Consider the following 14,367-nt stretch of genomic DNA (forward strand, 5'->3'; position numbering starts at 1 on the left):
TTCCAAGGATGCCGTCATGCCCTATGCCCTGCTCCCTCCTCAAGCTGATGCCCACACTCCCGACCTGATTTTGGCGCAAGAGCAGCACTGGCTGCGGGACTGTGCCCGTGACGGCCAAGCCCGAGCGCACCTCTGGCAGGCCCCCCAATGCCTGATTGTCACCCGCAAGGACACGCGACTCCCCCGCTATCAGGCCGCCTGCGAACAGCTCGCTCGCGAAGGCTGGCCCGTCCATGTGCGCGACAGCGGTGGCACCGCCGTGCCCCACGGGGCGGGTATTCTCAACCTCTCTTTGCTATTGCCCCGCACCACCACGGATCTTGGCCACTACTACCGGCTACTGGGCGCCCCTCTGCTGACCCTGCTGGCCGACCATGGCCTGAGTGGCGGCTACGACTTCGTGCCCGGTTCCTTTTGCGATGGCCAGTACAATCTGGTGATCGGGGATCGCAAGATCACCGGCACGGCCCAGCGCTGGCTGGCACCGGGCCAGGATCACAACGGCGCCGTGCTAGCGCAAGCCATGCTGCTGGTGGCGGGTGATGTTGATGAGGGCACCCGGATGGCGAGTCGTTTCTACGAGCTGGCGGGCGGGGAGCTGCGTTTTATGGCCGGCACCTCGACGACCTTGGCCCGCTGCATTGCATGGCAGGGGAGCGATGAGGCGTTGGTGGACAAGGTGCGAGGACGGCTGGAGACCCTGCTGACCAAGCAATAAACATCTCACTCACCAAGGCTGAGAACGACTACGGCCCCCCAAAAAAAAGCCACGACCCGGGTCGTGGCTTTTTCGTTTTCGCGTAGTGCAGAGGCCGGGTCAGGCGGTCTGCGGCTCGGGCTCGGACTCCGTGTCGCGATCCCGGCTGAAGTAGGCGCGAGTTTCGGCGATCACCACATGACGCAGGCCGATGAGACCGATGAGGTTGGGCACCGCCATCAGGCCGTTGACGATATCGGCCAAGAGCCAAATCATGTCCAGATGGAGGAAGGCGCCGCTCGCCACCAGCACCAGATAGATGAGGCGGTAGGGCTTGATCGCCTTGACCCCGAACAGGTACTCGGTGCAGCGCTCGCCGTAGTAGTTCCAGCCGAGGATGGTGGTGAAGGCGAAGAACAACAGGCCAATGCTCACCAGATACTGGCCGATATGGGCATCCAAGCCTTGCGCAAAGGCGGCACTGGTCATGGCGGCACCGCTGAGATCGCCGCCCCACACCCCTGTCACCACCAGGGTCAGACCTGTCATGGTGCAGATGATGATGGTGTCGATGAAGGTGCCCGTCATGGAGACCAGCCCCTGCTCCACGCAGGAATCCGTCTTGGCCGCCGCTGCCGCTATGGGGGCCGAGCCCAGACCCGACTCGTTGGAGAAGACTCCCCGCGCCACACCGGACTGGATCGCCAGCATGATGCTGGCGCCGACAAAGCCGCCAGTGGCCGCGTGGCCGGTAAAGGCGCTGCTTATCACCAGACCAATCGCCTCGGGCAGGGCGCCGGCGTTGTTCACCAGCACACCGGCACAGGCGAGGATGTAGAAGATGGCCATGAAGGGCACCACCTTGCTCGACACGCTGGAGATGGACTGGATCCCCCCCAGTGTTACCAGCGCCACTATCAGGGTCAGCACAACGGCGGTCGCTTCACGGGGCACCGAGAAGGAGAGGCTCATGGCGTCGGAGATGGCGTTGACCTGGGGGAAAGTACCGATGCCGAAGAAGGCGACACCAATGCCGAACAGGGCAAACAGCTTGGCCAGCGGCTTGGAGCCGAGCCCCTTTTCCAGGTAGTACATGGGGCCACCGGCCATCTGGCCGTTGGCATCCTGCTGGCGATATTTGACCGCCAGCAGACACTCGGCGTACTTGGTCGCCATGCCGAACAGGGCCGCCATCCACATCCAGAACAGGGCCCCCGGGCCGCCGAGCTTGATGGCGGTAGCGACGCCGACTATGTTGCCTGTGCCAATGGTGGCGGAGAGTGCGGTACAGAGAGCGCCGAAGCTGGAGACGTCCCCCTGCTTGCCCTGGCCCTGATCGCGACCAAAGACCAGCCGCAAGGCGAGCGGCAAACGCACCACCTGAAGCAGACCCAGACGCAGGGTGAGATAGACACCGGTCCCGACCAGCAGGATCAGCAGGGGCGGACCCCAGATAAAATTATCGATGGCGGTTAACGCCGATTGAATTGATGACATGCGTCCTCCTTAAAAAACAAAGATTAAGGAGGAGAAGGATGATCTTCCCAAATAGTCGCGATCACCAGAGGGTGATCGGATGCGGGCCAAGCCCAGGTACAACCATCCCATCCCCTCTGTCCTTTTGCCTGAGAGTTTCCGGCGCCAGCCTGCCCTTGCGGGTAGTCATGGTGCCTTGCTCCTTCGGCGCCCGATTCAACGGGTCTCTCCAGAGTATCGTCCAGTAGCAGTCCACACCGGTTGCCCGGTACCTGAAAGATTCACTTCTTCGGTGGATGGTCCCCCATCGCTCTCCTGCTACCTTCATCCGAACTAGTTTGGATTAGGAAGCGGGCATGTTAATCCAAAAAATGTGAGCTGTCTCGCACTCGGCCATCCTGGCCCCGGCTTTTTTTCCGTTCAGTCCATCGTCGGGATAAATGTTACTTGTTCGTTAACTATCAATAGGTTAACGAGCATTATGCTGGATCAACCCGATCAACATTATTGACCGGCTCGCGTATCAAGATGATCTTTCGTCTCGACCAGAAAAACTTTCCAACATATCCAATCAAAATGCTTGCACAGAAACGCAATAAGCCGATAATCCCGCGCATAACTAAGCACTTTGCGATGGAGTTATGCACTGTGTTTGGTCGGTACTTCCGGACCACTCGCCTGAGCCGGCCGCTGCCGTCTCAACAAACCAAGGCTAGGGCAAATCTGCCCCCTAAGGATGATCAAAAGAGAATGAACGAGACCCTGGTAGCACAAGATTACCGTCAACTGGTTGAACAATTCGGCTCTCCCCTGCTGCTGCTCGACAAGGCAGCCGTCCGCAAACAGTATCGGGCCCTGGTCGCCGCCCTGCCCGATGTACGCTTGCACTACGCACTCAAGCCACTGCCCCATGAGGCTGTGGTCTCTGTATTGAAGGAAGAGGGGGCCTGTTTCGATCTCGCCACCAATGGCGAAGTGGATCTGGTGCGCAGCCAAGGGGTTCGCCCGGGACGCTGTATTCATACCCACCCCATCAAGCGCGACAGCGATATCCGCTATGCGCTGGAGTACGGCTGCACAGTGTTTGTCTATGACAATCCGCTGGAGCTGGAGAAGTTCATTCCCTACAAGGACGAAGTGAAGCTGCTGCTGCGGGTCAGCTTCCCGAACCCCGAGACCAAGGTCGACCTTTCCAAAAAATTCGGCTGTACCCCGGAGCAGGCGCTGCCGCTGCTGCAACTGGCCCACGCCAAGGGGATCAAGGTGATGGGGCTGTCGTTCCACGTCGGCTCCCAGGTGCCCCACGCCCGTCGCCATGTGCAGGCCATCGACGCCTGTCGCGAGATCATGGAGCAGGCTTGGGATCTGGGGCTCAAACCCTGGGTGCTGGATATCGGCGGTGGTTTCCCGGTGGATTATGATGGCGGCGAGTTCGACATCGACGGCTTCTGCGCCCCAATCCGCGAGGCGCTTGCCAAGCTGCCCGCCACTGTGCAGAAGATTGCCGAGCCGGGCCGTTTCATCAGCCCGCCAGCCATGACTTCAATCTCCAGCGTGATGGGCAAGGCCCACCGCGGTGACAAGATCTGGTACTACCTGGATGACGGCCTGTATGGCAGCTACAACGGTCAGCTCTATGATCACGTCACCTATCCGGTCTCGACCCCCTATGCCCGTGGCGAGCAGCACAACTCTGTGCTCTCCGGCCCGACCTGTGACAGCGTGGACGTGATCCGCGAGGAGATCATGCTGCCGGATCTGGCGATCGGCGAACTGGTGGTGGGCCGGGTCATGGGTGCCTACACCTGGGCCTCAGCCTCGACCTTCAACTTCTTCCCCAAGGCGAGCATCCTGATCCTGGACAGCGCGCAGCAAGGTCAGAAGCTGGTGGCGGCTGCCTGAAGATAAACGCTGACGCGGGCTGAGCCTGCCCAGAGACAAAAACAAGAGGGGGAAGCCGATGCTTCCCCCTCTCTCATTGCGCTTTATCCAGACTGGCTAGATAAATTGGCTGGTCAGCAACCATCCGGTGTAAGCCACAAAGATGGCGAGCAGTATGCCTCCTTCCAGTCGGCTGATCCGGCCCTGTCCCTTGCGGCCCAGACACATCACCAGCAACAGCAGGGTCAGCCCCATCATGATGCTCCAGTCACGGCTGAGCACCTCGGGCGCCACATCCAGCGGCGCTATGCCTGCGGCTATGCCCACCACGGCCAGGGTATTGAACAGGTTGGAGCCGAGCACGTTGCCGAGCGCCAGATCGTGCTCATTCTTTCGAATGGCGATAAGAGAAGAAGCCAGCTCCGGCAAGGAGGTGCCCACCGCCACTATGGTCAGGCCAATCACCAGATCGCTGATGCCAAGGGCCTGGGCAATGGTAACGGCGCCCCATACCAGCAGGCGGGAGGCGCCAATCAGCAGTACCAGCCCGACGATGAGCCAGATAATGGCGCTTTTGAGGGACATGCCTTCACTGCTGATGCTCTCTTCGGTATCCACATCGAGCGCATCTCCCTTGCCATGCATGCCAGCCCAGATGGACCAGCCCATCAGCACCAGAAACACAGCGCCTAGGATCAGGGCATCCGTGCTGTCGAGCCGACCATCGATCAGCAGGGCGCCGGAGAGCAGCGTAATGCCGAGCAGTATAGGGATCTCCTTGCGCACCACCTGGGAAGCCACCGCAATAGGACTGATAAGGGCGGTCAAACCCAGGATCAGCGCAATGTTGGTGATGTTGGAGCCATAGGCGTTGCCAAGGGCCAAACCGGGATTGCCTTGAGAAGCCGCCAGCGCCGAGACCACCATCTCGGGAGCCGAGGTGCCAAAACCTATGATCACCATACCGATAAGCAGCGGCGGCATGCCGGCATAACGGGCGGTCGCGGCAGCACCGTCCACAAACTTGTCTGCACTCCAGACCAGCAGCGCCAGTCCGGCAATCAGGGCAACAACAGCCAGAGTCATAATGTTTCTATCTCATCAGATGAAAAAACAGGAGCCAGGTATTGAGCCTGACCCCTTCCAAGTTGGGCACAGTGTAACGGTCCGACTTGCCTTTTCAAGGGGAAATCAAACACTGATTGATGATTTCAAAGTGCCGCCAGCAGACTGCTGGCGTCGGAGACCTCGAACTTGCCGGGCGCTTCTACAAACAGCCGTGTGACCACACCATCCAACGCGATCAGCGCAAAGCGCTGGGCCCGCAAGCCGCCGAAGGCGCCAGTCTCCTTGGCAAGGCCCAAGGCTTGCGTCCAGCTGCCGTCGCCGTCCGCCAGCATGGTGATGGCGTCGGCGTTCTGGGCCACCTGCCACGCCTTCATCACAAAGGCATCGTTCACCGACAGGCAATAGATGGCATCCACCCCTTTGGCCTTGAACTGGTCGGCCAATACCACGTAACCGGGCAGGTGGGCATTGGAACAGGTGGGGGTAAAAGCGCCGGGTACCGCAAACAGTATCACCGTCTTGCCGGCAAACAGGGCCTGGCTATCCTGCACCTGCTTGCCCTCGGCGGTGATAAAGGTAAATTCGCCCGCAGGCAGGGTCTGGCCAATGGCAATCATGATATCTCGTCCGTGATGAAGATAAGGAACCACAGTCTACCCCAGCCAGTGAGCCGGCAACACACCCCCATCTGCATCGCCATTTGAACTAACCTTGAGCAGGATCAGCCGACCAAGGAGGCCTCATGCAGCACTATTACGACGGACTGGAAATTCGCCCCTCCCCCTTGCGAGAGCAACAACAACTGGAGCAGCTCAATCACCTGCTCACCCATGTCGGCCAGTATTGCGCCGGTTACTCCAGCGCCTATCGCCAGCGCCGTTTGCAGGAGTTGGGCGAGCTGGCCACACTGCCCCTGCTCGACGCCACCGACCTGTTTGCCGCCCAGCAGGCCCATCCGCCCTTCGCCGGCCTCACGGGTCGGCCGGCCAGTCAGGCGCTGCGGGTCTTCGCCTGTCCGGGCCAGCTGGCCATTCCCGAATATGCGGGCGCGGACTGGTGGGGCGCGGCACGGGCCCTGTTTGCCGCCGGTTTCAAGGCGGGGGAAGTGCTGCTCAACGGCCACGACTATCACGCTGGCCCCACCGCCTTTATCTTCGATAACGGTGCCCGCCAGCTCGGTGCCCCCGTGGTGCCCTGCGGGCCACACGATACCCAGCGCCAGCTGGAGGCGCTGCTGCGCTATCAGCCCACCAGCTACGTCGGCCCGCTGGTGACCCTGCTCGACCTGCTGGAGGCTGCCGAGGCGGCGGAGATCCCGAGCGACTCGCTGCGCCGCGCCCTGCTGTGCGAAGCTACCCATCCTGAAACCGCGCCGCTGCGCGCCATTCACGGCATTGCAGCCCTCAACTGTCTGGTATGGCAGGATGTGGGAGTGGTGGCCTACGAGAGCCAGCCCGGTCTGGGTTTTATCGTCAACGTAGAGCTGCATCGTCGAGATAGTCGATCTGGCCAACGGCGAACCGGTGAGCGGCGACGAAATCGGCCAACTGGTGGTGACAAGGCTCGATCTGGAGTATCCCCTGCTGCGGCTGGTCACCGATTGGCAGGGCCATTGGCTCGCCAAACCCAGCGGATGCGGGCGCACCAACCGGTGCCTCAAGCTGGTGTAGCAACCCACAGCGATGCAGACATGCACAGATGCAAAAATGCAAACGGGCAGCCATCAGGCTGCCCGTCTTGTCTCTGGCGAGGAGACTATCTGAAGCGTGTCAGCGTCTCGCCTGCCAGGTGGCGATGGCGAGCAGGGAGTCGGGGGTAAATTCGGTGGCGCGCTCGGCAATCTCGGCCAGGCTCATCCAGTGCACCGCACTCACCTCTTCGGCCTGCAGCTGCAACGGCCCCTGATAGCGGCAACTGAAGAGGCCCCCCCAGACCCGATAACCCTCCCCTTCGGCGTAGAAGCTGCCAAATCCCTGCAGGGGAACATCCGCAATCCCCAGCTCCTCGGCCAGCTCGCGCCGGGCGGAGAGCTCCATCTCCTCACCGATAGTGACCACACCACCGGCGCAGGCATCCAGCATGCCGGGGCAGAAATCCTTGCTGAGGGTGCGCCGCTGCACCAGGATCCGATCCGTCTGGTCGAGCACCAGAATATAACTGGCGCGATGGCACAGGTTCTCCCGCCGCACCCTGGCCCGTTCGGCTACCCCGATCACCCGGTTATCCGCATCAACCACATCCACCCATTCCACGCGCAGGCCCTTTCGCTCATGTCGTTCAATTGCCCGCAGTATATCGGGGCAAGGAGGGGTCATGGCAGCACTTTTTCACCTCATGGGTACAGACACGCTCCCCGGATACCCGTCGTCACACGGATTCATACAAACCTTCATTAAATGTCACATTAGTGTCACCCATGGACGGCATAGTGTGCCCTGTCCAAGCAACAGGTGTTTTGTGATGAAGGTGTTCAAGAACTTGTCTCCCCGCCAGATTGCCCGCTACATCAAGAGCTTCCATCGCGGCAGCTTCATGGTGGAGGCGCTGGGGCGATTCGAATTCAACGGCGGAGAGATCAATCTGCAGAGCCTGACCTGCCGTCAGACCCTGAGTCTGGCCCGGCAGATCAATCTGGAGGTTCGCGGCCTGCGTCACACCAGCCTGCTGTTGGGGTAACTTCCATAGTCCTTTCTGTTTGTAGTCTGCTTCCATACACGTTTTTGCCCGCCGGCTAGTCGCCGCGCGGGCCATTTTCTATGTCGGTGACCACACCGTTGCGCACTGTCACAAAGCGCATGAAGGCATTCTTGCCAAAGTTGTAGGTCCAGCGCTCACCGTATGTGACCTGTACCAGATTGCCAAACTGGTTCACCTCGTTGCGGGTCAAGGTTTCACGCAGCATGGGCTCGCCACACTTGAGCAGCATCTCGGCTGTGCTGTCCCCCTCTGTGATGAGGGCGTTCTTGCAACGCATGGCATCGGCACTGGCCGGTATGCTCAGTAACAGCAGGGCCAGGGCGGCCCCCAGATCCAGAGGTCGTTTCATTGGCTATTCCATTTAAACAGGGCACTGCCCAGGGTGAGACAAGAGAGGGTAAACAGTACAACCCAGCCCAGCGGTGCGGCCACCTCGGCCCAGCCTGCCCCTTCCAGCATGACGGCGCGGGCCGCCGTGATGATCTGGCTGAGCGGTAGCCAGGCCGCCAGCTGTTGCAGCCAGACCGGCGCCCCTTCCAGCGAGAACCAGACCCCGGAGAGAAACATCATGGGCATGCTGATGACGTTGAGCAGGCCGCTTGCCAGCTCTTCGTTCTGAATGCGGGCGGCGATGAGCAGACCCAGTGACGCCATGGCGGCCCCGCCCACCAGGGCGATAAGAAGCAGCAACCAGCCTGAGCCGAGCAGGGGCACACCAAGCAGGCCGTAGGCCACCAGAAACACCAGCAGGCTCACCACCAGGGTAATCAGGATCCGCGACAGCAACTGGGCACAGAGAAACTCGGCGGCGGAGAGCGGCGTTGCCCTCAATCGCTTGAGCACACCGTTCTTGCGGTAACGGACTATGACGAAGCCGACCCCGAACAGGCCGGAAAACATCAGGTTCATGCCGATCACTCCGGGCAACAGCCAGTCACCATAACGGATCGCCTGACCGCTCAGAGTCTCTTTCACCAGTGGCTGAAAAATCGCCTGGCGCAGCAGGTATTCGGCCAGCGCCCCCTGGGCGGCATCCGGGTTGACCCAGTAGCGACCCGAACCGGGCGAGAGCAGCAGATCCAGCTGATGGTGGCGTACCTTGAGTCGCCCCTTTTGCTCATCGTCATAGGGAATGAGTTTGAGCAGCGGAATGGCGTTCAGGGGCGCATAGGCAGCAGGCAAGTCCCCCACTACCCCCATCTGCACCAGCGGCTTGGGCGGGCCGGAGAAGATGAGGGAGAAACCTATCACCAGCAACAGCGGGAAGGCCAGATTCCACACCAGGGCCGCCCTGTCCCGCACAAACTCCAGATTGCGGGCATAAAAAAGCGCACCGATCCGTTTTATGGCGCCTTTCATGCTCCGCTCCTTGTGCACCAAGCTGACGAGCGGCGCGACCACTGCAAGTCTCGCGGATGGAGGTGGGTGCCAACACGGCATCTTGTCATGCTGCTCATGCGCCACTCCTCAGGCTATGGCCGGTCAGGTGCAAAAAGAGATCCTCCAGGTTGGGAGAACGTACCTGCATGCCGGTCAGCGGGACTCCAAGGCTGAGCAACTGCGGCAGCAGGAGTGCCACGTCGGGACAGGTCAGCTCCACCTGATCGCCGTGGGGCAGGAGCGGATAGCCCAGGCCGGCGAGGGCCGGGTGATCCGGTAATCGCACCAGCACACCGTCAAAATGCTGGGCCGGCAAGGCCGTGGGGGTATCCAGGCTGAGCAAGTGGCCGTGATCGACGATGGCGATGAGATCGCACAACTGCTGCGCCTCATCCATGTAGTGGGTAGTGAGCACCACCGTCTTGCCCTGGGCCTTGATCGCTTCGATGCGCTGCCAGAAGTGGTGGCGGGCCTGGGGATCCAGCCCGGTAGTAGGTTCATCCAGAAACAGCAACTCGGGGTCACCGAGCAGAGCGAGCGCCAGCAGCAGGCGCTGACGCTGACCGCCGGAGAGCTTGCGGCTGTCACGGTCGATGAATTCGCCCAGGGCACACAGCTCGATGAGCTGCGCCTGGGGCAAAGGATGGGGGTAGAGGCTGGCAAACAGGCGCAGGGTATCGCGCACAGTCAGAAAATCCTGCAGCGCAGTATGCTGGAACTGGATGCCGATGCGGGAGCGGTAATCGGGGCCGCGAGGGGCGCCATGGAACAGGATCTGGCCGCTATCCGGAGTGAGGACGCCCTCCAGCAACTCTATGGTGGTGGTCTTGCCCGCCCCGTTCGGGCCGAGCAGACCGAAACAGCAACCGGCTGGAATGGCAAAGCTGAGCCCGTCCACCGCCTTGACGCCGGGAAAGTGCTTGATGAGATCGACGACTTCGATGATGGCTGCCATGACTTGTCTCCCAGGAGAAGCCCTGACTATATCCAAATCTTTTGCAAAGGCACATTGTCTATCGACAAGGGCCCGCCAGGCAGGGGAGCCTCAAACAGAAACGGCGACCCTGAGGTCGCCGTTTGCATCAAGCCAGCCGGATCACAGAATGTCCAGCAGCTCCACTTCGAATACCAGAGCAGAGTAGGGCGGGATGGAACCGGCACCACGAGCACCATAGGCCAGATCCTGCGGAATATAGAGCTTCCACTTGGAGCCAACCGGCATCAGTTGCAGGGCTTCAACCCAACCGGCGATGACGCCAGTCACCGGGAATTCAGCCGGCTCGCCACGGGCGACCGAGCTGTCAAACACGCCACCGTGGGTGAAGGTACCGTGGTAGTGCACGCGCACGGACTGACCGGCCACCGGCACGGCGCCATTGCCTTCTACCATGACTTCGTATTGCAGACCCGAGTCGGTCACCTTGACGTCGGCACGCTTGGCGTTGTCAGCCAGGAAGGCTTCGCCATCGGCGGCGGCCGCCTTGGCAACGGCTTCCTGCTCTTCCTGCATGCGTGCAGTGATAACCTGGAAGGCATCATTGATATCGTCACGGCTGACCGCGAACTCCAGACCATTCAGGGCATCTGCCAGACCTTGTTGCAGGGCCGGGATATCCAGACCGGCGAACGCTTGCTGCGCCAGTTGCTCGCCCATGTTGCGGCCGATGCCATAGCTGGCCTTCTGTTCGATAGAGTCGTATTGGGACATTGAGATGTTGCTCCAGATCCAAGTAATAAAGAGGCGGGATAATATCAGACTTTTCGGCCAGGTGCTGCCGCCGGTCGCCCTGATTTCCCCGCCCGTGGGAGCGAGTTCACACCAGTCAGGTGCGAACGCCGCCCATCGGCGGCGATCCTGTCAGGCACAATGGCGCTGTGAGCCTTTGGACTCAAACCTCACTTTCTGCGACATCAGCGCGATCCAGCAGGGCCCGCACTGCGGCTACCTTGGCACCGTCGGTGATATTGACCCGGCCGTCATCAGAGGTACCCATATTGACTCCATGGGGTACCATACCGCCGCGCCAGCCCATGCCGGACATGTGCACCTCGTTCACCCCGGTAAATTCGATGATGGTGCGCACGTTGTCGGCATTGATCCCGGCACCTGGCATCAGGGTGGCCCGGCCTGCCAGCGCCTGTTGCATGGCCTGCAAGGTCTCGAGCCCCGCCAGCGCGGTCGGTGCATGACCTGACGTGAGGATCCGCTCACAACCGGCCGCTATGATGACCTCAAGATCGGCACGCCAGTCGGAGCAGAGATCGATGGCACGATGGAAGGTGACGCCAAGGGGACCGGCTGCCGCGACCAGTTGCCTGAGCTGGGCAGCAGGCACCCGCCCCTCTTCATCCAGCAGCCCCACCACCACACCTTGCAACCCGGCGGCGCGAGCGGCGGCGATATCCTGCAGCATCATCTCGAACTCCCCTTCGCTGAAGCAGAAATCCCCGGCACGGGGACGGATCATGGCATAGACAGGGACGCTGGCGTGGCGGGCGGCCAGCTGCATGAAACCATAGGAGGGGATCAAACCACCCAGCCCCAGCGCAGAGCAGAGCTCGATGCGATCCGCGCCGGCTTGCTGGGCGGTGAACAGGGATTCCAGGTTGTCGATACAAATTTCAAGACGGGTCATGATGACTCCTTTATTGGAGAGATCAGACAGCACATCTGATCTCATAAATTGAGCAAGGCCGCACCCCTCACCCCACCGGCACCGCCGAAGCGGGCCTGGCGGATCTCGGGCAGAGCGACACCGGGCAGCAGGTGGCCGGGCAGACGCAGCGGCAACTGTTGGTACAGGGCGGGCAGACGCAGCGGCAACTGTTGGTACAGGGCGGGCAGACCGCTCAAGCCGCCCCCCAGCACGACCACCTCGGGATCAACCACAGAGATGGCGGTAGCGAGTCCGGCAGCCATGATCTCGAGCCAGCAGTCGACCGTAGCCACCGCATCAGGCTCATGAGCCTCGAAGCGTTCCACTATCTGGTGGCCGCTGGCACGCTGACCGTGAAAATGGTGGTAGAGCCGCTCCAGCCCGCTGCCGGACGCATAGGTTTCAAAACAGACCAGGCGGCCACAGCCGCAACGGGGACGAGGCAGGTCGGGATACTTCATCAGCATGGTCGCAGGCAAGGGGTAGTGACCTATCTCCCCCGCCAGCCAGTTACGGCCCTGAATGAGTTTGCCGGCCAGATAGACGGCACCACCTATGCCGGTGCCTATGGTGACCCCCAGCGCACTGTCTGCCCCTGCCGCTGCGCCCTGGTGCACCTCCGACCAGAGAAAGCAGTTGGCATCGTTGTCCACCTTGACCATACGACCCAAACGCTCGGCCAGATCGGCGCCCAGATGGCGACCATTGATGGAGGGCAGGTTCGCCGCCACTATGCTGTGGTCGTGCCGATTGAGGATACCGGGAAAGCCGATGCCTACGGCGCCTCTTGCACTGAAGCGGGCATCAGCCTCGAGTACCCGCTGGCAGATCAGCTGCTGCAGCCCCTCGTAATCATTGCCGGGAGTGCTCATGCGCTCCTCATGACAGAGATTCAAGCCGCCGTCATACACAGCGAACGCTATCTTGGTGCCACCGATATCAAAGCCGTAATACATGCTCACACTCCCTTGTCGGCGAGTTGCCTCACCTCAGCCTGTCCAGAGGGGCACATTGTATTAATTCGCAAAAAAAATAAAGTGATCGGGGGCGAAAAACGGGAGCCGGATCAAAGCAAACGGAACATTTGCCGTTGCAGGCAAGCCTGGCCAAGGCTCATCAGGGTGCGCTCCTGGCCATCGAAGGCGAAGCCACGACGCAGGTAAAAACCCTCGCCGACCCGATTGCCATCGAGCAGCCACAATCTGACGCCTTCACAACCGGCGCGCCGCATCTGCATGGCCACCGCCTGCCACAGCCGCTTGCCATAACCCTGGCGCCAATGATCGGGGTGGAGGTAAAACGCCCGGATCCAGGCGGTGGGATATTCACCCTCTTGCGCCAGCTGCCAGTAGAGCAGGCCGATGACCACCTCATCCAGACAGAGCAGCATGGGTCTTGGGCCCGGCTCGGCGAGCCGGCTGCGCCAGATTTGCAGATGCTCGGTCACCGCCAGCTGGGCCAGCATGTCGTTGCCAAGCACCTCACCGTAGGCAGCGAGCCAGCTGGCCAGCTGGCCCGCTGCATCACCGTCATGGCGGGGGCATCATCAAGCCGCGCCATGCGCAGGCTTATGCCTTGCATTGGGGTACCAGACCGGAGGCGCGCGCCTGCTCATAGAGTGGCCGGGCCTCGGCCTGCTGGGCCTGCAACTCGGCGATCCGGTTTTCGTTGCTGGGGTGGGTGGAGAGCAGTTGCGGCGGCGCCTTGCCACCGGCGGCGGCGCTCATGTTCTGCCACAGGGGAACGGCTTCGGCAGGATTGAAACCGGCACGGGCCATCAAGTCCAGGCCCAGCCTGTCCGCTTCGCTCTCCTGCTCGCGGCCATAGGGCAGCATGACGCCCACCTCGACCCCGAGCCCCAGCGCCGTCATGGTGGCACCGCGATATTCGCTGCTGCCCATGGCGATATCCGCCGCCGCCAGACCGAGACCGGTCAGCTGGCTGCGGGAGAGTCGCTCGTTGGAGTGCTGGGCCAGCACGTGGGTCAGCTCGTGACCGATGACGGTGGCGAGCTGATCCTGATTCTTGGCGACCTTGAGCAGGCCGCTATAGACCCCTATCTTGCCACCGGGCAGTGCGAAGGCATTGACCTGCTTGGAGTCAAACACCACCACCTCCCAACTGGTGATGCCATAACTGGCGGGCACCTGGGCGGTAACCGCCTTGGCAACACAGGAGACATAGGCATTGAGCTTGGCATCCTTGCTCACCTTCTCCTGCTTTTTCATCTGCTCGAAGGAGTCGGCACCCAGCTTGCTCATCTGCTGGGGCGAAAACAGCAGCATCTGGCTACGACCGGTAGGAGACTGGGCACAACTGGCCAGCAGGGTAGAACAGAGCGCCGCCAGGCCGAGCTTGAACAGGGGAGATGTCATGGAGGTGTCCTTCACCATAAAGATGCCCTATTTTCGGAAATGCGGGCGTCCGGCGCAAGTCGACAAATTGCCCGGTTCGGCGAAAGCAGTCACATCCCCTCATTACCGGCTTGCTTAAAAAGAAAACGGGCCCCGC

At 61.3% G+C, this 14,367-nt stretch carries 14 protein-coding genes, 2 pseudogenes and 1 riboswitch; of the genes and pseudogenes, 4 read left to right on the top strand and 12 right to left on the bottom strand.

Annotated features, from left to right (window positions below; genetic code table 11):
* Window positions 1-16: 16 nt before the first annotated feature.
* Complete coding sequence (locus AXW79_RS05430) at window positions 17-718, top strand: lipoyl protein ligase domain-containing protein (protein WP_005316821.1); 702 nt, start codon at window positions 17-19, stop codon at window positions 716-718.
* A gap of 99 nt (window positions 719-817) precedes the next feature.
* Here AXW79_RS05430 and AXW79_RS05435 read toward each other — a convergent pair whose 3' ends face one another.
* Window positions 818-2,194, bottom strand: coding sequence for an alanine/glycine:cation symporter family protein (locus tag AXW79_RS05435; protein ID WP_005316826.1), 1,377 nt, complete (start codon window positions 2,192-2,194; stop codon window positions 818-820).
* A gap of 106 nt (window positions 2,195-2,300) precedes the next feature.
* Window positions 2,301-2,416, bottom strand: a riboswitch (glycine riboswitch).
* A gap of 507 nt (window positions 2,417-2,923) precedes the next feature.
* Between AXW79_RS05435 and AXW79_RS05440 the strand changes: the two genes are divergently transcribed.
* Window positions 2,924-4,075 (top strand): type III PLP-dependent enzyme, encoded by a 1,152-nt coding sequence (locus tag AXW79_RS05440; protein WP_005316830.1) that lies wholly within the window; start codon window positions 2,924-2,926, stop codon window positions 4,073-4,075.
* 96 nt (window positions 4,076-4,171) lie between these two features.
* Here AXW79_RS05440 and AXW79_RS05445 read toward each other — a convergent pair whose 3' ends face one another.
* Window positions 4,172-5,140 carry a calcium/sodium antiporter gene (locus tag AXW79_RS05445; protein ID WP_005316832.1) on the bottom strand — a complete coding sequence of 323 codons (969 nt, stop codon included), beginning with the start codon at window positions 5,138-5,140 and terminating at the stop codon, window positions 4,172-4,174.
* A gap of 125 nt (window positions 5,141-5,265) precedes the next feature.
* A complete protein-coding gene (locus tag AXW79_RS05450; RefSeq protein WP_005316834.1) occupies window positions 5,266-5,739 on the bottom strand; it encodes a peroxiredoxin in 474 nt (157 codons plus the stop codon).
* A gap of 125 nt (window positions 5,740-5,864) precedes the next feature.
* Here AXW79_RS05450 and AXW79_RS05455 point away from each other — a divergent pair.
* Window positions 5,865-6,792 (top strand): annotated as a pseudogene (locus tag AXW79_RS05455) (phenylacetate--CoA ligase family protein).
* Between the two features lie 99 nt (window positions 6,793-6,891).
* On the opposite strand, the gene yfcD reads toward AXW79_RS05455, so the two are convergent.
* Window positions 6,892-7,374: an NUDIX hydrolase YfcD gene (yfcD, locus tag AXW79_RS05460; protein ID WP_005316838.1), complete on the bottom strand. Its 483-nt coding sequence runs from the start codon at window positions 7,372-7,374 to the stop codon at window positions 6,892-6,894.
* A gap of 208 nt (window positions 7,375-7,582) precedes the next feature.
* Here yfcD and AXW79_RS05465 point away from each other — a divergent pair, with 208 nt between their 5' ends.
* The gene (locus tag AXW79_RS05465; protein ID WP_005316839.1) at window positions 7,583-7,798 is read left to right on the top strand and encodes a DUF1107 domain-containing protein; all 216 of its coding nucleotides are present in this window, start codon (window positions 7,583-7,585) and stop codon (window positions 7,796-7,798) included.
* Window positions 7,799-7,853: 55 nt separating this feature from the next.
* On the opposite strand, the gene AXW79_RS05470 is transcribed toward AXW79_RS05465, so the two are convergent.
* From AXW79_RS05470 to AXW79_RS05505, 8 genes and pseudogenes are all read right to left on the bottom strand, one after another.
* A complete protein-coding gene (locus AXW79_RS05470; RefSeq protein ID WP_005316840.1) occupies window positions 7,854-8,168 on the bottom strand; it encodes a DUF2845 domain-containing protein in 315 nt (104 codons plus the stop codon).
* The gene (locus AXW79_RS05475; protein WP_005316842.1) at window positions 8,165-9,178 is read right to left on the bottom strand and encodes an ABC transporter permease; all 1,014 of its coding nucleotides are present in this window, start codon (window positions 9,176-9,178) and stop codon (window positions 8,165-8,167) included. Before AXW79_RS05475 ends, AXW79_RS05470 begins: the two co-directional genes overlap by 4 nt.
* Before the next feature lie 94 nt (window positions 9,179-9,272).
* Complete coding sequence (locus tag AXW79_RS05480) at window positions 9,273-10,154, bottom strand: ABC transporter ATP-binding protein (RefSeq protein WP_043150931.1); 882 nt, start codon at window positions 10,152-10,154, stop codon at window positions 9,273-9,275.
* A gap of 141 nt (window positions 10,155-10,295) precedes the next feature.
* The gene (locus tag AXW79_RS05485; RefSeq protein WP_005316846.1) at window positions 10,296-10,907 is read right to left on the bottom strand and encodes an FKBP-type peptidyl-prolyl cis-trans isomerase; all 612 of its coding nucleotides are present in this window, start codon (window positions 10,905-10,907) and stop codon (window positions 10,296-10,298) included.
* A gap of 181 nt (window positions 10,908-11,088) precedes the next feature.
* Window positions 11,089-11,835: a copper homeostasis protein CutC gene (locus AXW79_RS05490; protein ID WP_005316848.1), complete on the bottom strand. Its 747-nt coding sequence runs from the start codon at window positions 11,833-11,835 to the stop codon at window positions 11,089-11,091.
* 41 nt (window positions 11,836-11,876) lie between these two features.
* Entirely contained in the window at window positions 11,877-12,812 is a 936-nt protein-coding gene (locus AXW79_RS05495; RefSeq protein WP_005316850.1) for an ROK family protein, read from the bottom strand.
* 110 nt (window positions 12,813-12,922) lie between these two features.
* A pseudogene (locus AXW79_RS05500) lies at window positions 12,923-13,437 on the bottom strand (N-acetyltransferase family protein).
* Window positions 13,425-14,231 carry a M48 family metallopeptidase gene (locus AXW79_RS05505; RefSeq protein WP_011898477.1) on the bottom strand — a complete coding sequence of 269 codons (807 nt, stop codon included), beginning with the start codon at window positions 14,229-14,231 and terminating at the stop codon, window positions 13,425-13,427. Before AXW79_RS05505 ends, AXW79_RS05500 begins: the two are co-directional and overlap by 13 nt.
* Window positions 14,232-14,367 lie beyond the last annotated feature (136 nt).

Origin of the sequence: Aeromonas salmonicida subsp. salmonicida, from assembly GCF_001643305.1 — a bacterium.
GTDB lineage: Bacteria > Pseudomonadota > Gammaproteobacteria > Enterobacterales > Aeromonadaceae > Aeromonas > Aeromonas salmonicida.

Bases quoted from the DNA above. Each gene is read 5' to 3' on its own strand.
- AXW79_RS05430 (WP_005316821.1), top strand. From the start codon at position 17: ATGCCCTATGCCCTGCTCCCTCCTCAAGCTGATGCCCACACTCCCGAC.
- AXW79_RS05435 (WP_005316826.1), bottom strand. From the start codon at position 2,194: ATGTCATCAATTCAATCGGCGTTAACCGCCATCGATAATTTTATCTGG.
- AXW79_RS05440 (WP_005316830.1), top strand. From the start codon at position 2,924: ATGAACGAGACCCTGGTAGCACAAGATTACCGTCAACTGGTTGAACAA.
- AXW79_RS05445 (WP_005316832.1), bottom strand. From the start codon at position 5,140: ATGACTCTGGCTGTTGTTGCCCTGATTGCCGGACTGGCGCTGCTGGTC.
- AXW79_RS05450 (WP_005316834.1), bottom strand. From the start codon at position 5,739: ATGATTGCCATTGGCCAGACCCTGCCTGCGGGCGAATTTACCTTTATC.
- AXW79_RS05465 (WP_005316839.1), top strand. From the start codon at position 7,583: ATGAAGGTGTTCAAGAACTTGTCTCCCCGCCAGATTGCCCGCTACATC.
- AXW79_RS05470 (WP_005316840.1), bottom strand. From the start codon at position 8,168: ATGAAACGACCTCTGGATCTGGGGGCCGCCCTGGCCCTGCTGTTACTG.
- AXW79_RS05475 (WP_005316842.1), bottom strand. From the start codon at position 9,178: ATGAAAGGCGCCATAAAACGGATCGGTGCGCTTTTTTATGCCCGCAAT.
- AXW79_RS05480 (WP_043150931.1), bottom strand. From the start codon at position 10,154: ATGGCAGCCATCATCGAAGTCGTCGATCTCATCAAGCACTTTCCCGGC.
- AXW79_RS05485 (WP_005316846.1), bottom strand. From the start codon at position 10,907: ATGTCCCAATACGACTCTATCGAACAGAAGGCCAGCTATGGCATCGGC.
- AXW79_RS05490 (WP_005316848.1), bottom strand. From the start codon at position 11,835: ATGACCCGTCTTGAAATTTGTATCGACAACCTGGAATCCCTGTTCACC.
- AXW79_RS05495 (WP_005316850.1), bottom strand. From the start codon at position 12,812: ATGTATTACGGCTTTGATATCGGTGGCACCAAGATAGCGTTCGCTGTG.
- AXW79_RS05505 (WP_011898477.1), bottom strand. From the start codon at position 14,231: ATGACATCTCCCCTGTTCAAGCTCGGCCTGGCGGCGCTCTGTTCTACC.